The organism is Micromonospora sp. MW-13, assembly GCF_003434305.1.
Taxonomy (GTDB): domain Bacteria; phylum Actinomycetota; class Actinomycetes; order Mycobacteriales; family Micromonosporaceae; genus Micromonospora.
Map to the genome: position 1 here is coordinate 24753 of NZ_QKKX01000061.1, position 20221 is coordinate 44973.

19 protein-coding genes are annotated in these 20221 nt (G+C 75.9%); 17 read left to right on the forward strand and 2 right to left on the reverse strand.

The window, feature by feature from the left end; all coding sequences use genetic code 11:
- The first annotated feature begins 30 nt into the window (after positions 1-30).
- The 8 genes from C5N14_RS25845 to C5N14_RS25880 all read left to right on the forward strand — a co-directional run bounded on the left by C5N14_RS25845 (position 31) and on the right by C5N14_RS25880 (position 8480).
- Positions 31-1059, forward strand: coding sequence for a glycosyltransferase family 2 protein (locus C5N14_RS25845; protein WP_117671584.1), 1029 nt, complete (start codon positions 31-33; stop codon positions 1057-1059).
- Positions 1056-2183 carry an endonuclease/exonuclease/phosphatase family protein gene (locus C5N14_RS25850; protein WP_117671586.1) on the forward strand — a complete coding sequence of 376 codons (1128 nt, stop codon included), beginning with the start codon at positions 1056-1058 and terminating at the stop codon, positions 2181-2183. Before C5N14_RS25845 ends, C5N14_RS25850 begins: the two co-directional genes overlap by 4 nt.
- Complete coding sequence (locus C5N14_RS25855) at positions 2180-3208, forward strand: glycosyltransferase family A protein (protein ID WP_117671588.1); 1029 nt, start codon at positions 2180-2182, stop codon at positions 3206-3208. The genes C5N14_RS25850 and C5N14_RS25855 overlap by 4 nt, the downstream gene beginning before the upstream one ends.
- 1 nt (position 3209) lies before the next feature.
- Positions 3210-4229, forward strand: coding sequence for a glycosyltransferase family 2 protein (locus C5N14_RS25860; protein WP_117671590.1), 1020 nt, complete (start codon positions 3210-3212; stop codon positions 4227-4229).
- Positions 4226-5359 (forward strand): endonuclease/exonuclease/phosphatase family protein, encoded by a 1134-nt coding sequence (locus C5N14_RS25865; RefSeq protein WP_117671592.1) that lies wholly within the window; start codon positions 4226-4228, stop codon positions 5357-5359. Before C5N14_RS25860 ends, C5N14_RS25865 begins: the two co-directional genes overlap by 4 nt.
- Positions 5356-6414: a lysylphosphatidylglycerol synthase domain-containing protein gene (locus tag C5N14_RS25870; protein WP_165878223.1), complete on the forward strand. Its 1059-nt coding sequence runs from the start codon at positions 5356-5358 to the stop codon at positions 6412-6414. Before C5N14_RS25865 ends, C5N14_RS25870 begins: the two co-directional genes overlap by 4 nt.
- Entirely contained in the window at positions 6411-7445 is a 1035-nt protein-coding gene (locus C5N14_RS25875; RefSeq protein ID WP_207892870.1) for a class I SAM-dependent methyltransferase, read from the forward strand. Before C5N14_RS25870 ends, C5N14_RS25875 begins: the two co-directional genes overlap by 4 nt.
- 96 nt (positions 7446-7541) lie before the next feature.
- The gene (locus C5N14_RS25880) at positions 7542-8480 is read left to right on the forward strand and encodes an acyl-ACP desaturase (protein WP_117671596.1); all 939 of its coding nucleotides are present in this window, start codon (positions 7542-7544) and stop codon (positions 8478-8480) included.
- A 163-nt stretch (positions 8481-8643) separates the two neighbouring features.
- Here C5N14_RS25880 and C5N14_RS25885 read toward each other — a convergent pair whose 3' ends face one another.
- A complete protein-coding gene (locus C5N14_RS25885; protein ID WP_117671598.1) occupies positions 8644-9165 on the reverse strand; it encodes a PaaI family thioesterase in 522 nt (173 codons plus the stop codon).
- A gap of 56 nt (positions 9166-9221) precedes the next feature.
- Between C5N14_RS25885 and C5N14_RS25890 the strand changes: the two genes are divergently transcribed.
- Positions 9222-9725, forward strand: coding sequence for a helix-turn-helix domain-containing protein (locus tag C5N14_RS25890; RefSeq protein ID WP_117671600.1), 504 nt, complete (start codon positions 9222-9224; stop codon positions 9723-9725).
- A gap of 515 nt (positions 9726-10240) precedes the next feature.
- Positions 10241-11293 (forward strand): S1 family peptidase, encoded by a 1053-nt coding sequence (locus tag C5N14_RS25895; RefSeq protein WP_117671602.1) that lies wholly within the window; start codon positions 10241-10243, stop codon positions 11291-11293.
- A gap of 119 nt (positions 11294-11412) precedes the next feature.
- On the opposite strand, the gene C5N14_RS32395 is transcribed toward C5N14_RS25895, so the two are convergent.
- Positions 11413-11586, reverse strand: coding sequence for a hypothetical protein (locus C5N14_RS32395; RefSeq protein ID WP_165878224.1), 174 nt, complete (start codon positions 11584-11586; stop codon positions 11413-11415).
- Positions 11587-11705: 119 nt separating this feature from the next.
- Here C5N14_RS32395 and aspS point away from each other — a divergent pair, with 119 nt between their 5' ends.
- The 7 genes from aspS to C5N14_RS25930 all read left to right on the forward strand — a co-directional run bounded on the left by aspS (position 11706) and on the right by C5N14_RS25930 (position 18978).
- Positions 11706-13511, forward strand: coding sequence for an aspartate--tRNA ligase (aspS, locus tag C5N14_RS25900; RefSeq protein ID WP_117671604.1), 1806 nt, complete (start codon positions 11706-11708; stop codon positions 13509-13511).
- A gap of 69 nt (positions 13512-13580) precedes the next feature.
- Positions 13581-14396, forward strand: coding sequence for a sugar nucleotide-binding protein (locus C5N14_RS25905; protein WP_117671606.1), 816 nt, complete (start codon positions 13581-13583; stop codon positions 14394-14396).
- An 86-nt stretch (positions 14397-14482) separates the two neighbouring features.
- Entirely contained in the window at positions 14483-15076 is a 594-nt protein-coding gene (locus tag C5N14_RS25910; protein ID WP_117671608.1) for a helix-turn-helix transcriptional regulator, read from the forward strand.
- Entirely contained in the window at positions 15073-16446 is a 1374-nt protein-coding gene (locus C5N14_RS25915; RefSeq protein ID WP_117671610.1) for an MFS transporter, read from the forward strand. The genes C5N14_RS25910 and C5N14_RS25915 overlap by 4 nt, the downstream gene beginning before the upstream one ends.
- Positions 16447-16535: 89 nt before the next feature.
- Positions 16536-17105 carry a GNAT family N-acetyltransferase gene (locus C5N14_RS25920; protein WP_165878225.1) on the forward strand — a complete coding sequence of 190 codons (570 nt, stop codon included), beginning with the start codon at positions 16536-16538 and terminating at the stop codon, positions 17103-17105.
- 88 nt (positions 17106-17193) lie between these two features.
- Positions 17194-17406: a hypothetical protein gene (locus C5N14_RS25925; RefSeq protein ID WP_117671614.1), complete on the forward strand. Its 213-nt coding sequence runs from the start codon at positions 17194-17196 to the stop codon at positions 17404-17406.
- 75 nt (positions 17407-17481) lie between these two features.
- Positions 17482-18978, forward strand: coding sequence for a replication-associated recombination protein A (locus C5N14_RS25930; RefSeq protein ID WP_117671616.1), 1497 nt, complete (start codon positions 17482-17484; stop codon positions 18976-18978).
- Positions 18979-20221 lie beyond the last annotated feature (1243 nt).

Consider the following 20221-nt stretch of genomic DNA (forward strand, 5'->3'; position numbering starts at 1 on the left):
CCGCCCCGGTGCTCCGCCGGAAGGAGACCCATGACCCCGCCCGTACCGACGGTGTCCGTCGTCGTGCCCAACTACAACCACGCGGACTCGCTGCGGCTGACCCTGCCCGCGCTGCTGGCCCAGACCCACCCCGCCACCGAGATCGTCTTCGTCGACGACCGCAGCACCGACGACTCGGTCGCCGTCGCCCGCGCCCTCGGCGTGCCGGTGCTGTCCACCCCCCGCAACGGCGGCCCCGCGCTGGCCCGCAACCTCGGCGCGGCCCACGCCACCGGGGAGGTCCTGCTGTTCGTCGACTCCGACGTGGAGCTGCCGCCGGACACCGTCGCCCGCGCCGTCGCGCTGCTCGCCGCCGATCCGGCCGCCGGCGCGGTCTGCGGCACCCTCGACGAGGTCCCCCTGGTCCGCGACAGCCTGGTCCAGGAGTGCCGCTGCCTACAGGCGCACTGGTGGCGGATCAGCTCGCTCGGCGACGTCAGCTTCCTGTTCACCGCCATCTGCGCGATGCCGGCCCGGGTGTTCGCCGAGATCGGCCCGTTCCACGAGGGGCTGCGGCAGACCGAGGAGGTCGAGTACGGCGAGCGGATGGGCGCCCGCTACCCGATCCGGCTCACCGACGCCATCCACGGCCGGCACCGCGACGACGACCGGCTATGGCCGATGCTGCGCAAGGTGTTCCACCGCAGCCGGCTGCGGATGCCGCTGTACGTCCGCCGCCGCCGCGCCGCGCAGGGCTTCGAAACCGCCGCCCGGATGTGGGCCAGCGTCACCGCCCTGCTGGCGACCGCGGTCCTGCCGCTGCCCCTGCTGCTCGGCCCGGCCGGGGCGCTGCCGTCGGCGGCGCTGGCCGTGGCGTTCCTGGCCTGCGACGCCGGGATGTACCGGTTCGTGCTGCGCCGGCGCGGCGCGGGCCTGCTGGTGGCCTTCGTCGGGGTGCAGTGGCTGATCAACTTGGCCATCGTCGCCGGGGCCGCCGCAGGGGCGGCACAGTGGCTGTTCTCCCGCTCCTTCCGCGCCCTGTACGAGGGCGGCCCCCAGCCGGCTGCGGTGCCCGCATGAGCCTGCTGGCCCGCCCCGCCGCCGGCCCGCCGGCCCCGCCCCGGCGACGGTGGTGCCCGGCCACCCGGCTGCTGGTCGCCGCCGCCCTCGGCTGGCTGGCGGTCACCGTGGCGCACCGGGCGCTCACCGGCCGGTGGTGGCTGTGGCTGCTGCCCGACCTGCTGCCGCCGCTGGCGTACCTGGCGGTGCCGGTGGGGCTGGCGCTGGGCGTGCCGGCCGCCCGGCTGCTGCGCCGGCCGCTGCCCGCCCGCCCGGCGACGGCGGTGCTGGCCGGGGCCGCCGCCGCACTCGCCCTCGGGCTGCCCGACGCCGGGCTCAACCGGCACGCGTTCGCCGACCGGCCCGCCCCGCCGCCGGACGCGCTGCGGGTGCTGGCCTGGAACACCGGCTATTGGGACCAGCACGACGACCCGGACGCGTTCCTGCGCTTCCTGGCCGACCAGCGCGCCGACGTCTACCTGCTCCAGGAGCACCTGTACTGGGACGACGCCGCCGGGCTGGCCGGCGCGCGGCCCGCCCCCGGCCTGGACCGGCTGCGCCGGGCGTTCCCCGGGTACGCCGTCCTCGCCCGGGGCGAGCTGCTCACCCTGTCCCGGTACCCGGTGCTGGCCCGGCCGGCCGTCGGCCCCGACGCGGCGCTCGCCGCCGACCCGGCCGCCGACTTCGGGCGGGTGTTCGCCGCCGCCAAGGTGCTCCGCGTCGACCTGCGGGTCGGCGACCGGACGCTGTCGACGTACAACGTGCACCTGCCGGTGCAGGTGAACCTGGCGCCGGAGCGCTTCTGGGCGTACGTCCGCGAGCGGGACGCGGCCCGCCGGGCGCAACTGGCCGCCCTCGGCGCGGACCTCGCGGCCAACCCGAATCCGGCGCTGGTGGCCGGCGACCTCAACACCACCCCGGCCATGGGTGACCTGCGCCCGCTGCGCGACCGGCTGCGCGACGCCGCCGACGCCTCCGTCGACCTCTACCCGGCGAGCTGGCCGGCCGGCGGGCCGACCTGGCGGCTCGACTGGACCCTCGCCTCGGCGCAGGTGCGGGTGCACCGGTACGCCCTCGGCGACCCGCGCGGCCTGTCCGACCACCGCACCCAGACCGCCCTGATCTCGCTTGAGGAGGCGCGATGAACCTCGCACCCACCGTCTCGGTCGTGATCCCCGTGTGGAACGCGGCGAAGACCCTGCGCCACTGCCTGGACTCGGTGGCCGCGCAGACCCATTCGCCGGTGGAGGTGCTGGTCGTCGACGACGGCAGCACCGACGACTCCCGGGCCGTGGCAGCGGCGGCCGGCGTCCGGGTGCTCGTCCAGCCGGTCAACGGCGGGGTGTCCGCCGCCCGCAACGCCGGGGTCGCCGCCACCACCGGCGACGTCGTGTTCTTCCTCGACTCCGACGTGGCGCTGGCCCCCGACGCGCTCGGCAACGCAGTGGCCGCGCTCGCCGCCGACCCCGGCTGCGGCTGCGTCTACGGCGTCTACGCCCCGCAGCCGCTGATCGACGACGGCCCCGTCGAGCGGTACCGGGTGCTGCACCTGCACTCGGCGCTGACCCGGGCCGTCGGGCCGGTGGACACCGCCGTGTTCGCCCTCGCCGCCGTGCCCCGGGCCGTGCTGCGCGACCTGGGCCCGTTCGACGAGAACCTGCGCAGCGCCGAGGACGACGAGTACAGCGAGCGGCTGCTCACCCGCTACCGGATCCGGCTCACCGACGCCGTCGTCGGCTGGCACGACGAGGCCGACCGGCTGCTGCCGCTGCTCGGCGAGCAGTACCGCCGCGCCCAACTGCTGCGCTTCTCGCTGCGCAACCGGTACCGCCGCCGGGGCCTCGCGTTGAACCCCACCCTCGGGGTGGCCGCCGCCGGGCTGGCCGTGCTCACCCTGCCCGCGGCCCTGCTCGGCCCGGCCGGCGCGGCGCTGCCGGCGTTCTGCCTGGCCGTCTTCGCCGCCGCCGACCCGCCGCTGGTCGCGCTGCTGCGCCGCGCCGGAGGCTGGCCGTTCCTCGGCCGCGCCCTCGGGGTGCACCTGCTGGTCAACCTGGCCCTGATCGCGGGCGCGGTGGTCGGGCTGGCCCGCGCCGCCGTCGACCCGACGTTCGGGCCGTCGCGGCGGCCGTCCCGGTCCGCCGTCCGTCCGCTCGACTCGAAAGGTTGGTGAGGTGGTGTCCGCCGCCCCGCTCGTCAGCGTGATCGTGCCCAACTACAACTACGCCCGCACCCTGCGGCTCTGCCTGGCGGCCCTGGCCGGGCAGACCCACCACCCGCTGGAGGTGATCGTCGTCGACGACGGCAGCACCGACGACTCCGTCGCCGTGGCCCGCTCCTTCCCCGAGGTCCGGCTGCTGCATATCCCGGTCAACAGCGGGCCCTCGGTGGCCCGCAACATCGGCGCGGACGCCGCCACCGGCGAGATCCTGGTGTTCGTCGACTCCGACGTGGCGCTGGCCCCCGACGCCGTCGCCACCGCCGTGGCGATCCTGCGCGACGAGCCGGGCGTCGGCGCGGTCTGCGGCAACTACGACACCGTCCCGCTGATCCGGGGCAGCTTCACCAAGGACTACCGCAATCTGTTCCGGCACTGGTACTTCCGCATCGCCGAGGGCAGCATCACCGGCTTCCTGTCCACCGCCATCCTCGCCCTGCCCGTCCGGGTCTGGGCGGAGGTGGGGCCGTGGAACCCCCGGCTCACCCAGAGCGAGGGCGCCGACGTGGCCGAGCGTCTCACCGACCGGTACGAGGTGCGGATGACCTCGTCGGTGATCGGCCGGCACGACGACGATGCCACGCTGGGCATCGCGCTGTCGAAGGTGTTCACCCGCACCCGGGTGCACATCCCGTTCTTCCTCAACCGGCGGCGGGTCGTCGGCGTGGTCACCTCCACCGAGTCCGGCACCGGGCTGGCCTCCTGGCTCGCCGCCGCCACCGCGCCGCTGCCGCTGCTCGCCGGCCCGGCCTGGGCCGCCGTGCCGGTGCTGCTGCTCGCGCTCTGGCTGCTGCGCGACACCCGGATGTACCGCTACGTGCGCGCGGTGCGCGGCCTGCCGTACACGGTTAGGTTCGCCGCCCTGCACCTGCTGGTCAGCCTCACCATCGGGGTGGGGGTGGCCGCCGGCCTGGCCCAGTGGCTGGTGTCGGCGCGCTTCCGCCGGCTGTACGAGTCCCCGGCGGTGGCCGCGTGAGCACCGTGGACGACCCGCCCCGGGTGGCCACCTCCGACCAGCCCGGGTCGCCCGCCGCTCCCGCCACGCCTGCCGTCCCTGCCGCTCGGGGACCCCGGCGGCGGGCCGGCCGGGCGCTGACCGTGCTCGCCGGGGCGTGGCTCGCCTTCGTGGTGGCGCACCGGCTGCTCAGCGGCCGGTGGTGGCTGTGGCTGGCCCCGGAGCTGACCCCGCCGCTGGCCTTCGTGGCCGTACCGGTGCTGCTGCTCGCCCTCGCCGGCCTCGCCGGGCCGGCGCGCGGCCGGGTGGCGCTGCTCGCCGCCGCCGCGCTCGCCCTCGGCGCCGGGCTGTCCGGGCTGAACCCGGCGGTGCTGCGCACCCCGCCGCCCGTGCCGGCGGACGCGCTGCGGCTGGTCTCCTGGAACACCACCGTGTGGAACGAGACCGACGACGCCGACGCGTTCTACGCCTCGCTCACCGCCCGGCGGGCCGACGTGTACCTGCTCCAGGAGTACAAGCCGGCCGACGACCCGGCCCGCCGTGACGCCGACCTGGCCCGGCTGCGCCGCGAGTTCCCCGGTTACCAGGTGGCCGCCCGGGGCGAACTGGTCACGCTCACCCGGTTCCCAATCGTCGGGGTCGCCGCCCTGCCGGCCGACCCGCCGCCCGGCTCGGACTGGCGCACCGACTACTGGGAGGTCAAGTCGCTGCGCACCGACCTGCGGATCGGGGCGCGGACCGTGTCGGTGTACAACACCCACATCCTGGTCCCACTGGACCTGAGCAGCCCGCTGCGCGCCACCTTCTACGAGCGCCGGCGCGAGTTCTTCCAGCGCCGCGAGACCCAGTACGACGCGCTCGCCGCCGACCTGGACCGCAACCCGCTGCCCGTGCTGGTGGCCGGGGACCTGAACACCAGCCCGGCGATGGCCGACCTGGACCGGCTCACCGACCGGCTCACCGACGCCGGCCGGGCCGGCGGGTCGGCGTACCCGACGTCGTGGACCATCGCGGGGCAGCGCTGGTGGCGGTTGGACTGGACGTTCGTCTCCCGGGACTGGACGGTGCACCGGTACCGGCTGCGCGACGCCCGGGGCATGTCCGACCACCGGGTGCAGGAGACGACCCTCTCCCTGGACGGTGCCCGGTGACCCGGGCGCGGGCCGCCCGGGGCGGTGTCCCGGTGACCCGGGCGCGGCTGTGGTCCACGCTGCGGCTGGCCGGCTACGCCGCGGTGCTGGTCTTCCTCGGCTGGCAGGTCTGGCGGGTCCGGCACGGCCTGGGGGAGAGCCTGCGGGCGGTCGGCTGGGGCACCGCGCTCGCCGCCGGGGTGCTCGCGGCGGTCGGCGGGGTGCCCGGCTTCGTCGGGTGGCGGCTGCTGCTGGCCGGCCTCGGCAGCCGGCTGTCGCTGCGCGACGCGAGCTGGTTGTTCTTCCTCGCCGGGCTGACCCGCTACCTGCCCGGCGGGGTCTGGCCCACCGTCGCCCACGCGGCGATGGCCCGGCCGCTGCGCCAGCCGCCCGCCCGGCTCGCCGCGGCGTTCCTGGTCAGCCAGGGCCTCGCGGCGGTCTCCGGGGTGCTCGTCGGCATCCTGGCGCTGCCCTGGCTGGTCGCCCGGAGCCCCTGGTGGTGGCTGCTGCTGCCCGCCGCAGCCGCCGCCCTCGCCCCGGTCCTCGCACCCCGGCTGCTCGGCCGCCTGCTTGTCGTCGCCGCCCGGCTGCTGCGCCGTTCCGCCGGGGCGGGGGAGGGGCCGGCCCTGCCCGAGCGGCGGACGCTGCTCGGGGCCACCGCGCTGATGCTGCTCGGCTGGCTGATCAGCGGTCTGCACATCGCGGTGCTGGCCGTCGCCCTCGGCGCCGACCCGTGGCGGGCGCTGACCGTCGGCGTCGGCGGGTTCGCCCTGTCCGTGGTCGCCGGCCTGTGCGCCGTGGTCATGCCGACCGGGCTGGGGGTGCGTGAGGTGGTCCTCGCGGTCACCCTGGCCACCCTGGTCGCCGGCCCCGACCTGGTCACCCTGGTCGCGCTCAGCCGGGTGCTGCTGACCGTCGGCGACATCGGCTCGACGGCCGTGGTGCTCGCCCTGCTCACCGCCACCGGCCGCCGGCCCACCCACCCCACCGCCCCCGCCCCTGTTCCGGCCGTCGCCCCCTCCTCCTCCGCCCCCGTTTCCGCCAGCGTCGAAGACCTCGAAGGAGCACCCTCATGACCGCCACCGACCTGCCCGCCCACCCGCCCACCGACCGGCTGCGCGCGCCGGGCCGGGTCCCCGGCGGCGGCGTCCGCGGCTTCACCCGGCGGATGCGCAGCGCGTTCGGCACCGCCTCCGGGGTCGAGGTGCTGGCCGCCCTGCCGTTCCTGGCCGCGCCGCTGGCCCGGCTGGAACGCCGCCCGTTGCTGCACGGCCTGGTGCTGTCCGCGTTCGGGCTGCGCCGGCCGATCTTCGTGGACTTCCCGGTCCGGCCCGAGCCCCGCTTCGGCCACGGCCGCCCGGACCACCCGGCGCTCACCGCGCTGCTCGACCGGGGCCGGGACGCCTACGCCGCGCGGCTGCGCCGGTTCTGCGACCACGCGGACCGGCTCGCGGAGATCCCGCTGCGCGGCGACCTCGACGCCGGGTCGCCGTACTGGGTCAACGGGTGGCTGCCGCCGCTGGACGCGCTGGCGCTCTACGGGTTCCTCGCCGACGGCGACCCCCGCCGGTACGTGGAGATCGGCTCCGGCAACTCCACCAAGTTCGCCCGCCGGGCCGTGCGCGACCACGGCCTGCGCACCCGGATCACCTCGATCGACCCGGCCCCCCGGGCCAGCGTCGACGTGCTCTGCGACGAGGTGGTGCGCCGCCCCCTGGAGCGGGCCGACCTGGCCGTCTTCGACGAGCTGGAGCCCGGCGACGTCGTCTTCTTCGACGGCTCGCACCGCAGCTTCATGGGCTCGGACGTGACGGTCTTCTTCTTCGAGGTGCTGCCCCGGCTGCGGCCCGGGGTGCTGGTGCAGGTGCACGACATCATGCTGCCGCGCGACTATCCGCCCCAGTGGCGCTACCGGCACTACAACGAGCAGTACCTGCTGGCCGCGTTCCTGCTGTCCGGGTCGGACCGGTGGCAGGTCGAGCTGCCCAACGCGTACGTCGCCGGGGATCCCGAGCTGCGCGAGGTGGCCGCCGGGCTGTGGCGGCGGCTGGGGCTGACCGAGCACTATCTGCCGGCGTCGTTCTGGCTGCGGATCGGGGAGGGCTGAGGATCCGCGGGCACCGCTCACGAGCTGGGCGCTACTGGCGCGTACGCCGACGAAGACCTACGGTGGCGTAAGTTACGCCACCGTAGGGAGATCGTCGTGACCGCACTGAGCCAGACCGCCCTGCTCGTCGAGCTGGAGCCCGTCGTGGAGAAGAACCTCGACCGGCACCTCTCGATGGCCAAGGAGTGGTTCCCGCACGAGTACGTGCCGTGGAGCGAGGGCCGCACCTTCGACGGCCCGCTCGGCGGCGAGGCGTGGGCGGAATCGGACTCGACGATCCCCGACGTGGCGCGCACCGCGCTGATCGTGAACCTGCTGACCGAGGACAACCTCCCCTCGTACCACCACCAGATCGCCACCCTCTTCGGCCCCGACGGGGCGTGGGGGACCTGGGTGGGCCGATGGACGGCGGAGGAGGGGCGGCACGGCACCGCCATCCGGGACTACCTGACCGTGACCCGGATGGTCGACCCGGTGGCCCTGGAGCGGGCCCGGATGGTGCACATGACGGCCGGCTACTCCAACTCCCACGACGACTCGATGCTGCGCTCGCTGGCGTACGTGTCGTTCCAGGAACTGGCCACCCGGATCTCGCACCGAAACACCGGCCGGGTGACCGGCGACCCGGCCTGCGAGGCGCTGCTGGCCCGCATCGCGGCCGACGAGAACCTGCACATGGTTTTCTACCGCAACCTGCTCAACGCCGCCCTGGAACTGGCCCCGAGCCAGGCGATGCGGGCGATCGCCGACGTGCTGGCGGACTTCCAGATGCCCGGCGTGGGCATCGACGGCTTCGCCCGCAAGTCGGTGGCGATCGCCCTGGCCGGCATCTACGACCTGCGCCAGCACCGCGACGAGGTGGTCGTCCCGGTGCTGCGCCAGTGGGACGTGTTCAACGTCGCCGGCCTGGACGCCGAGGGCGAGGCGGCCCGCGACCAGATCGCCGCCCACCTGGACACCCTCGAAACCCACGCGTCCCGCTTCGAGGAGAAGCGCGACGCCCGCGCCGCCCGCCTCGCCGCCACCCGCCCCTGACCCACCCGCCACTTCCCCCACCCCCACCCCCACCCCCACCCCCACCCCCACCCCCACCCCACGTCGATCATGGAGTTGTGGTGGGGGACGTTTCGGGCGAAACGGCACCTTCCCGGCACCACGCCTCCATGATCGACGGTGGGGGGTGGGTGGGGGCGGGAGGTCAGGCCGGGGGAGCGGGGGTGGTCAGGGGGAGGAGGAGGCAGGTGGAGGTGGCGTGGGCGATCAGGCGGCCCGCCGCGTCCGTGAGCCTCGCCTCGGCCAGGGCGGTGCGGCGGCCCCGCTGCAGGACGGTGCCCTCGCAGCGCAGGGTGCCGCTGGTGACCGTCACCGGGCGGAGGAACTTCACGTTCAGGTCCAGCGAGGTGTAGCCGACCCCGGCGGGCAGGGTGCTGTGCACGGCGCAGGCGGCGGCGGTGTCCAGCAGGGTGGAGATGACGCCGCCGTGCACGGTGCCCAGGGGGTTGTAGTGGAACTCCTGCGGCACCAGCTCGACCGCTACCCGGCCCTCGTCGGCCTCCATCCGCGCCATGTCGATCAGGTGCATCACCGGGGGCGCGGCCAGCTCGCCGGCGATCATCGCCCGGAGCAGCTCCAGGCCGCTGCGCCGGCCGAGGTGGGCGGCACCGGCCGCCGGGTCGGACCAGGTGAAGGTGCGGCTGCGCGCCGGCTGCGTCTGCGTCATGGACGCAGCCTGGCAGCGCGTTGCTGAGTCTGTCAACAAGACCTAGCCTGGTGGGCATGAGACCCTCGGCACTGGACTGGTCGGTGGACAACTGCACCATCGCCCGCGCGATGGCGATCCTCGGCGAGCGGTGGACCCTGGTCGTGCTCCGCGAGGTGTTCAACGGCATCCGCCGCTTCGACGACATGCGGGTGCGCACCGGTATCCCCCGGCAGGTGCTCACCAACCGCCTCGCCACCCTGGTCGAGCAGGGGGTGCTGCGCCGTGAGCCGTACCGGGAGCCGGGCAGCCGGGTGCGCCACGAGTACCGGCTGACCGGCAAGGGGCTCGACCTGTGGCCGGTGCTGGTCGCCGTGCTCGGCTGGGGGGACCGCTACCTGGCCGACCCGGACGGCTCGCCGCTGTCCGTCGAGCACCGCGACTGCGGTGCCGAGGTGCGGGCGGAGCTGCGCTGCGCCGCCGGGCACGAGGTGGCCGACCCACGTGACGTGCTGCCCCGGCCCGGCCCCGGCGCCCACCGCCGCGAGGGCGACGGGCCGCCCCCGCTCCGGGCGGGCTGACGGTACGGCCCCCGCGCCCGGTGGGCTGACGGTACGGCCCCCGCGTCGGCGGGCTGGCGGTACGGGCCCCGCGTCCGGCGGGCTGATGGTGCGGCCCCGCCTCGGGCGGGGCCGGCGTCACCAGCCGGCGACGGCGGCCCACGGCGCGGTTGGCATCCGCCGACGGATCCGGGCCCGCCGGTCGGCGTCGGGTAGGCCGGGTCCTGAGCGGGGCGAGCGCCGCGTCGACATCGATCCGGTGGGGGCGTCAGGCGGGGCTCATGGTGGCCTCCGAAACGCGGGTACTGATGGGGGAGTCAGGATTCACCGATCATAGATATCGATGTCTGTGGTCGCAACTTCGCAGGCCGCGACGGATGTGGCCCGGATGGAGCGGGGCAAGGTCAGGTCTTGCGAGAAATCTTAAGTATGTGAATACTTCAGTTCACTCGACCGGTTCGCACAGATCCGGCCGGGTCCGTCCTCGGGTCCGTCACCCCCGGCGCGACCCGTCACCCCCTTCCGGGAGGTCTTGCATGCGACCCACAAGGTCATCGCTCCTCCGCGCCGCGTCCGTCGCCGCGGCCGGCACCCTGGTCGCCACCGCGCTGATCGGCGCGCCCGCCCAGGCCGCGCCCTCGCCCGCCTCGCCCGACGCCGCGGCCAGCCTGGCCGACCGGCTCGGTGACCGCTCGGCCGGTGTGTACGCCGACGCCAGCGGCAAGATGGTCGTCACCGTGACCGACGAGGCCGCCGCCCGTCAGGTCCGCGCCGCCGGCGCGACCGCCAAGATGGTCAAGCGCGGCGCCTCGGAGCTCAACCGGGCCACCGCCGAGCTGGAGCGCTCGGCGAAGATCCCCGGCACCGCGTGGTGGACCGACGCGGTCACCAACCAGGTCGTCATCTCCGTCGACAGCACCGTCACCGGCGCCAAGCTGGAGCGCGTCAAGGCCGCCGCCGCCCGGACCGGCGGCGCCGTCCGCGTCGAGGCCGAGGCCGGCGTGCTGAGCACCCGGATCTCCGGCGGCCAGGCGATCTACGCCGCCGGCGGCGGTCGCTGCTCGCTCGGCTTCAACGTCCGCAACAGCGCGGGCACGACCTACTTCCTGACCGCCGGGCACTGCACCAACATCGCCTCGACCTGGTACTCCAACTCGGGCCAGACCAGCGTCCTGGGCACCCGCGCCGGCAGCAGCTTCCCGGGCAACGACTACGGCATCGTCCGGCACAGCAACTCCGCCAACGCGACCGGCAACGTCTCCCTCTACAACGGCAGCTACCGGGACGTCACCGGCGCCGCCAGCGCGTTCGTCGGCCAGTCCGTGCAGCGCTCCGGCAGCACCACCGGCCTGCGCAGCGGCTCGGTGAACGCCACCAACGCCACGGTGAACTATGCCGAGGGCAGCGTCTCCGGCCTGATCCGCACCAACGTCTGCGCCGAGCCGGGCGACAGCGGCGGCTCGCTGTTCAGCGGCAGCAGCGCCGTCGGCCTCACCTCCGGCGGCAGCGGCAACTGCTCCTCCGGCGGCACCACCTACTTCCAGCCCGTCACCGAGGCGCTGAGCGTCTACGGCGTCAGCATCATCTGATCGGTTCGCACCACCCCGCGAGGCGGGCCGCCGGGAGTCCGGCGGCCCGCCTCCGGCGTACCGGGAGAAGGCGCCCAATCGCCGCCGAGGAGCGCGTCCGGCGTTGGCCGAGGGCCCCGTCACGGTGCGCCCCCCGCTCCCCGCCGGCCACGACCGAGGGCCAGCACCGCCAGCAGCGGGCCGAGCGCCTCGGCCCCGGCCGTGACCCGCTCGGCCAGGCCGAGCCGGGCCCCGCCGTTGACCAGCGCGGTGGCGCGGGACGCGGGGCCGGCCGGGGTGCGACCGGCCGCCACCGGGCTCGCCCGGGTGGCGGCGCCGTCCGGGTGCCGTCAGCCGCCCGGTGGCGGCGGGGGGCGGGGCGCCCTGACAGAATGCGGGGGCAGACCGACCGCAGACGAGGGAGACGCAAGCCGTGATCCGTACCCATGACGCCGGCAGCCTGCGCGCGACGGACGCCGGCACCACGGTGACGCTCGCCGGGTGGGTGGCCCGCCGGCGCGACCACGGCGGTGTCATCTTCGTCGACCTGCGCGACGGCTCCGGCATCGTCCAGGTGGTCTTCCGCGAGGAGGACGCGCACGCGCTGCGCAACGAGTTCTGCGTGAAGGTGACCGGCGAGGTGACCCGCCGCCCCGAGGGCAACGAGAACCCGGAGCTGCCGACCGGCGAGATCGAGGTGACCGCCAGCGAGCTGGAGGTGCTCTCGGAGGCCGCGCCGCTGCCGCTGCCCGTCGACGACCAGATCGAGGCCGGCGACGACATCCGGCTCAAGTACCGCTACCTCGACCTGCGCCGCGGCGGCCCGGCGAAGGCGATGCGGCTGCGCTCGCGGGCCAACCAGCTCGCCCGGGGCGTGCTGCACTCCCGGGACTTCCTGGAGATCGAGACTCCGACGCTGACCCGGTCCACCCCGGAGGGTGCCCGCGACTTCCTGGTCCCGGTCCGACTCCAGCCGGGTAGCTGGTACGCCCTGCCGCAGTCCCCGCAGCTTTTCAAGCAGCTGCTGATGGTCGGCGGCATGGAGCGGTACTACCAGATCGCCCGCTGCTACCGGGACGAGGACTTCCGCGCCGACCGGCAGCCGGAGTTCACCCAGCTCGACATCGAGATGTCCTTCGTCACCGAGGACGACGTGATCGACCTCGGCGAGGCGATCGTCTCGGCGCTGTGGAAGGACCTCGCCGGCCACGAGATCTCCCGGCCGATCCCGCGGATCACCTGGCACGACGCCATGGCCCGGTACGGCTCCGACAAGCCGGACCTGCGTTACGGCGTCGAGCTGACCGAGCTGACCGACTACCTGCGCGGGACCGCGTTCCGGGTCTTCGCCGGCGCGATCGACGCGGGCGGGTACGTCGGCGCGGTGGTCATGCCGGGCGGGGCGGGCCAGAGCCGCAAGGAGCTGGACGGCTGGCAGGACTGGGCGAAGGCGCGCGGGGCCAGGGGCCTGGCGTACGTGGTGCTCGACGCCGAGACCGGCGAGGCGCGTGGCCCGGTGGCGAAGAACCTCTCCGCCGAGCACCTGGCCGGGCTGGCCGACGCGGTCGGCGCGAAGCCGGGCGACGCGGTCTTCTTCGCGGCCAGCGCCGACGCGCGGGAGGCGCAGGAGCTGCTCGGCGCGGCCCGGATCGAGATCGCCAAGCGGGCCAAGCTGATCGACGAGTCCGCCTGGGCGTTCTGCTGGGTGGTCGACGCCCCCATGTTCGAAAAGACCGACGAGGGTGGCTGGACGGCCGTGCACCACCCGTTCACGTCCCCGAACGCCGAGTGGGTCGACCGGTTCGAGGAGGCCCCGGACCGGGCCCTGGCGTACGCGTACGACATCGTCTGCAACGGCAACGAGATCGGCGGCGGCTCGATCCGTATCCACCGGGGCGACGTGCAGCAGCGGGTGTTCGACCTGCTCGGCATCACCCCCGAGGAGGCGCAGGACAAGTTCGGCTTCCTGCTGGAGGCGTTCAAGTACGGCGCCCCGCCGCACGGCGGCATCGCGTTCGGCTGGGACCGGGTCTGCATGCTGCTGACCGGTGCGGACTCGATCCGCGAGGTCATCGCGTTCCCGAAGACCCGGGGCGGGTTCGACCCGCTGACCGGTGCGCCCACGCCGATCACCGGGCAGCAGCGCGCCGAGGCGGGCATCGACGCCAAGCCGAAGCCGGCCGCCGCCGCGCACACCGGCACCGCCGGCCCGGCCGCCCCGGTGGCGGACCCGGTCTGAGGCGGTCTTTCGCAGGGTGCAGCGGGGCGTCGCCGAGGTGGCGCCCCGCCGCCGTGGAGGGGGAGACGCGTGACGCTGCTCGTGGTGGGTGCCAGCGGGTACCTCGGCGCCGAGGTGTGCCGGCAGGCCGTCGCGGCGGGCCGGCGGGTGCTCGGCACGTACCACGCCAACCCCGTCGAGCTGGCCGGGGTCGAGGCGCACCGGCTCGACGTGACCGACCGGGCCGCCGTGCGCGCGCTGGTCGCGGCCGTGCAGCCCGCCGCCGTGGTGAGCACCCCCTACCGGTACGACGACTGGACGGTCACGGCCGACGGGGCGGCCCACGTCGCGTACGCCGCCGCCGAGGCGGGCGCCCGGCTGGTGCACCTGTCCAGCGACGCGCTGCACGCCGGCCGGCCCGAGCCGTACGCCGACGACGAGGTGCCCACCCCGGTCTTCGCGTACGGGGCGGCGAAGGCGGCGGCGGAGACCGCGGTGCGGGCCGTCGACCCGGGGGCCGCGCTGGTGCGTACCTCGTTGATCGTCGGCGACGAGCGGAGCAAGCAGATCCGGCTCTGCCTGGACGCCCTCGCCGGCCGGATGAGCCTGTTCACCGACGAGATCCGCTGCCCGGTCGACGTGGCCGACCTGGCCGCCGCCGTGCTGGAGCTGGTGGCGGGCGACCACGCCGGCCCGCTCAACGTGGCCGGCCCGGAGGCGGTCAGCCGCGCCGAGCTGGGGCTGCTGGTGGCCCGCCGGTTCGGCGTCGACCCGGCCGGCCTGAGGACCGCCACCAGCGCCGCGTCGGGCCTGCTCCGGCCCACCGAGGTACGCCTCGACAGCGCCCGGGCCGCCGGCCTGCTGCGCACCCGCCTGCGCGGGATCACCGAACTCCTCGCCCCCTGAGCGTCCCACCCGCCAACTGTCAGGTGCCGCACACTTTCTATGCACAAAACTTGTGCATAGAAAGTGTGCATAGCTATTGTGCAGGCATGGACAGCAAAACCCCGCCAGGAGCGCCCCGCGCCGTCCGGCTGGATCACCGACAGGTGCGGGTGCTGGCGCACCCGATGCGGCTACGGCTGCTCGGCGCGCTACGAATCGGCGGCCCGGCGACCGCCACGGCCCTCGCCGGGAAGCTCGACACCAACACCGGCGCCACCAGCTACCACCTGCGGCAGCTCGCCGAGGTGGGGCTGGTCGTCGAGGACCCGGATCGGGCCACCGGCCGGCAGCGCTGGTGGCGCGCCGCGCACGACGTGACCAACTGGGATCCGACGGACTTCGACGACGACCCGGACGCCCGGGCCGCGATCGAGTGGATCCAGGCTGACCAGGTGCGGCTGCTCGTCGAGCAGGCCGAGCGGTGGTTCGCCGCCCGCCAGGACTGGTCTCCCGCGTGGCGGGACGCCGCCGGCATGAGCGACACCCTGCTCCACCTGGGGCCGGACCGGCTCCAGGCGCTCGAAGCGGAAATGCGGCAGGTTCTCCTGCGCTACCGCGAGGAGTCCGCCCCCGACGAGCCGGACGCCCAGCCGGTGCAGGTCTTCCTGGCCGCGTACCCGATGACCGGTCAGACCCGGTGAGCGTCCTCACCGTACGCCAGGTCCGGTTCCGCTACCTGGCCCTCTACGCCCTGCGCTGGCTGCCGTCCGGCCTGCTGATCCCGGTCATGATCCTGCTGATGCAGGAGCGCGGCCTGTCGCTGTCCCAGATCGGCCTGGCCGTCACCGCCCAGGGCCTGGTGGTGCTGGCGCTGGAGTTGCCCACCGGCGGCATGGCCGACGCGCTGGGCCGCAAGCCCGTGCTGGTCACCGCCGGGGTGCTCAACCTGGTCTCCCTGGCGCTGTTCGCGGTGGCCGACTCCGTCGCCCTGTTCTTCCTCGTCTTCGCGGTGCAGGGGGCCTACCGGGCGCTGGACAGCGGCCCCCTGGAGTCCTGGTACGTCGACGCCACCCTGGCCGCCGACCCCGAGGCCGAGTACGAGCGCGGCCTCGGTCACGCCGGCACGGTCGCCGGCGTGGCCATCGCCGTCGGCGCGCTGCTCAGCGGTGGCCTGATCGCGCTCGGCCCGGTCGGCCCGGTGAGCGCGCTGACCGGGCCGGTGCTGGTCGCCCTCGCGTTGCAGGCGGTGGCGTTGGCCGCGCTGCTGGCGCTGCTGGTCGAGGTCCGGCCCGGCCGGGGATCGGGGGCGCTGCGGGCCTCGGTCGCCGAGGCGCCCCGGATGGTCGGGCAGGCGTTCGGGCTGCTGCGCCGCTCCCGGGTGCTGCTCGCCCTGGTCGCGGTGGAGCTGTTCTGGGGCTTCGGGATGGTCACCTTCGAGTCGCTGCTGCCCGTCCGGCTCGCCGAGGTGGTCGGTGACCCCGAGCGGGCCGCCGCGCTGCTCGGCCCGGCCAGCTCCGCCGCCTGGCTCGCCTCGGCCGCCGGTGCCGCGCTCACCCCGCTGCTGCTGCGCTGGCCGGGCGCCGCGCCGGGCGCCGCGCTGCTGCGGGTCCTCCAGGGCGCGACCGTGGTCGGGATGGGGCTGCTCGCCGGCCCGGTCGGGGTGCTGGTGGCGTACCTGGCCTGCTACACCGTGCACGGCGCGTCGAATCCGCTGCACCTGGGGCTGCTGCACCGGCAGGTCGACGGCCCGTACCGGACCAGCGTGCTCTCGCTGAACTCGATGATGGGGCAGTCCGCCGGGGCGCTCGGCGCGGTGGTGCTGACCGCGCTGGCCGACGCCACCAGCGTCGGCACGGCGATGCTGGTCGGTGCGGTGGCGCTCGCCCTGGCCGCGCCGCTCTACCTGCCGGCGTGGCGGGCCGCCCGTCGCGCGGCACCCACCCCCGCGGCCGGTCCGCCGGCCGGTCCCGTGGCCGGACCGCTGCCCGGTCCCGACGGCGGGCCCGCCGGGACCGCACTCGTTACCGCGGCCGCCGGTGCGCCCGCGCCCGCCCCTACTGCGGCGCGGTGAGCGGGGCGCACCTTCGGCACCAGAGAACCCGGCCGGTGCACCGGGGACGTCGGCCGGCCGGGCGCCGGCCCGGATGGAAGGAGCCAACCGTGGGAGGGATCACCTCCGGGTATCCGGTCCGGTTGAGCGGGCCGCGCTGCGCGCTGCGCGAGGCCGAGGACGGCGACGTCGCCGCGTTGCACGGGCTGACCGTCGATCCCCGCGTCCACGAGCGGTCGCTGGACGAGAGCACGCCGACCCTGGACGAGGTCCGCGCCGCCGTGCCGGCGTGGCGCGACGAGGCGCGGCGCGAGCCGCGGTCCCGCTACCGGCTGGTCGCCGTCGCGGCCACCGGACTGGTGGGCCTGGGCACCCTGACCGTCGACAGCGTCGCGTACCGACGCGGCGAGATCGGGTACGTGGTCCATCCCGACCACTGGGGTCGGGGCCTTGCCACCGACATCGCCGGACTGCTGCTGCGGCTCGGATTCGACCGGCTGGGGCTGCACCGGATCGAGGCGACCACCCGGCCGGACCATGTCGCCTCCCGCCGGGTGCTGGAGAAGGTCGGGATGCGCCGGGAGGGGATCAGCCGGGACCACCTCCTGGTCCGGGGCCGGTGGTGGGACTCGGTGCGGTACGCCGTCCTGGCCACGGACCGGTCACCGACCGGTGACTGAGCCGGCCCGTCCCTGGTGGAGATTGGCGATCGGACCGGTTGGGTACATCAGGCGGCGACCCACTGGGAACCCCCACCGGAGGACCGACATGCTCGCCATTCTCGCGGCCATCGTCTTCGGCTTCGCCCTGTTGATCGACCTGCTCGACACCAGCTTCGGCGCGCCGGACCTGTTCAACGTGCACACCCTGCTGATGCTCGGTCTGCTGCTGCTCTCCCTGTACCTCGCCGGGGTCGGCAGCGGCCCGCGCGGCGGTGGCGGCGGACGCTGGTACCGGGGCCGGCGCCCCGGCCGAGGCTGACCGGAATCGATCATTCCGGGCCGGGTCCGCGCCGCAGTTCCGGCGGCGCCGACCCGGCCCGGTACTGTCTTCCTGATGGAGTCCGACGCCCTCTTCTCCCTCGGTGCGCCCGCCGGGTCGCCCAGCGCCCACACGGGTTCCGTCGGCGTCGACGGCTTCACCCCGGTGTCGGCCGACTCGCCCCTGCCCGTCCGGATGCGTCCGGCCGGCATCGACGAACTCGTCGGGCAGGACCACCTCCTCGCCCCCGGCGCCCCGCTGCGCCAGCTCGTCGGCGGCACCACCCCGATGTCGGTGATCCTCTGGGGCCCGCCGGGCAGCGGCAAGACCACCATCGCCCACCTGGTGGCCCAGGCCACCGACCGCCGCTTCGTGGCGATGTCGGCGCTCTCCGCCGGGGTGAAGGACGTCCGCGCGGTGATCGACACCGCCCGCCGGCAACGCCGCTCGGGCGGCCCGCCGACCGTGCTGTTCATCGACGAGGTGCACCGGTTCAGCAAGACCCAGCAGGACTCGCTGCTCGCCGCCGTCGAGGACCGCACGGTCACCCTGCTCGCGGCGACCACCGAGAACCCGTACTTCTCGGTCATCTCGCCGCTGCTGTCCCGGTGCGTGCTGCTCACCCTCCAGCCGCTGGACGACGCCGCCGTGCGCGACCTGCTGCATCGCGCGGTCACCGACCCCCGCGGTCTCGCCGGCGCGCTCACCCTCGAAACCGACGCGGAGGACCACCTCGTCCGCCTCGCCGGCGGCGACGTGCGAAAGGCGCTGACCGCGCTGGAGGCGGCAGCCGCCTCGGCCACCGCGCTGGGCGCCGACCGGATCGAGCTGGCCACCGCCGAGCAGGCGGTGGACGTCGCGGCGGTGCGTTACGACCGGGCCGGCGACGCCCACTACGACGTCACCAGCGCCCTGATCAAGAGCATGCGCGGGTCCGACGTGGACGCCGCGCTGCACTGGCTGGCCCGGATGCTGGTGGCCGGCGAGGACGCCCGGTTCATCGCCCGCCGCCTGGTCATCTTCGCCAGCGAGGACGTCGGGATGGCAGACCCGACCGCGTTGGGCGTGGCCACCGCCGCCGCCCACGCGGTGGAGTTCGTCGGCCTGCCCGAGGTCCAGCTCAACCTCGCCCAGGCCGTGATCCACCTGGCCACCGCGCCGAAGTCCAACTCGGCGACCAGCGCGATCGGGGCCGCGATGGCCGACGTCCGCGCGGGGCGGGGCGGGCCGGTGCCCCGCAACCTGCGCGACGCCCACTACGCCGGGGCCCGAGGGCTCGGCCACGGCGTGGGCTACCGCTACCCGCACGACGACCCCCGAGGGGTGGTCACCCAGCAGTACGCTCCGGACGACCTTGTCGGGGCCGACTACTACCGTCCCAGCGGGCACGGTGCCGAGCGGTCGGTGGCCAACCGGCTGCCGTTGCTGCGCCGGATCGTCCGGGGGCTGCCCACCCCGGCGCGTGCGGACGCGTCGGCCCCCGTCGGGAACGGCCGCCACCCGTCGGGCAACGGGAACGCCACCGTGGCGGACGAGGACGGCGCAGACGCCGTCGGGGAGGGTCAGCAGTGAGATCCCGTGGTTCGGAGCGACCGGAGGACGGCCCCGACGAGCGGCGCGAACAGCGTGCCAAGGGGCGCCGGTGGGGCCGGGGCCGACCCGACAGCGAGCCCGAGGAGCCGGTCGGCGGCGAGGAGTTCGGCTGGATCGACGACCTGCGCTCCGCCAAGCAGCAGCGCGCCGAGCTGGGCCCCGACGGCGTCGCACCCGGCCAGGCCCCGGCACCCGGCCACCCCGACCCGCAGGCCCGGCGCGGCCCGGCCGGCCCGCCGGCCGCGCCCCCGGTGCGCGGCGGTGAACCCGGTCCCGCCCGGCCCCGTCCGGTCGACGGGCCGTGGCCCGGTTCGCCGGAGCCCGGTCGCCGCCCCGGCCCGGCCGAGCCGCCCCGCCCGCCGCACGGCGCGCCCCCGCCCCCGGCGGCCCCGCCGGGCCGGCCGGCGCAGGGCCCGATCCCGCAGTCCGCGGCACCGGCCGCTCCGGCCCGCCCGCCGCACCCCGCGGCGCAGCCGGCCCGCCCGCCGCACCCGGCGGACGCCGCGCCCCGGCCGCCGCAGCCGGCCCGCCCGCCGCACCCGGCGGACGCCGCGCCCCGGCCGCCGCAGGCCGGCCCGGAGCCAGCCCGCGACCAGCCTCGTCCGGCCGGTCCCGCCGGCCCGGTGGGCGGCCCGCCGGGGGACCTACCCCGGCCGCAGGGCGCCGCGCCGGTGGCCGGCGTCCCCGGACAGCCCCCCCGCCCGCAGGGCCCGCCGGCCGACCCGGCCGGCCGTGCCGGCCAGCCCCCGACCGGCGGTTGGCCGGTCGGCCCCGGTGGGTCGCCGCCCGCCGGCCGGGCCGCCGCCCCGGTCTCCGCCGCCGCGCGCCGCGCCGCGCCGGAGCCGCCCCCCGTCGTCGGCGCGCCGCACCCGGCCCCGGCCGACGCCTTCCGCCCCGAGCCGGGCGACCGCCCGGGCCGGGTCCCCGGCGGTCCCGTCGTGGCCGGACCGGACGAGCCGACCGGCCGTGGTGTCGCCGGTCCGGTCCCGCCCGTCGCCCGCCCGGCCGGCCGCCGCCGCGCCGCCGAGGAGCCGCCGCCGGTCGTCCCGCTCAGCGGCAACGCCCCCCCGGTACCCGGTCCGCCGCCGACCGTGGCCGAGGGTGCGGGCGGGCGGCGGCGAGGTGGGCCCGAGCCGGGTCCGGACGAGGCCGCCGCGCGGCGCCGAGCCACCCCCGCCGGGCCGGCCGGCGAGGGCCCCGACGAGCGAGGTGGGGCGACGCC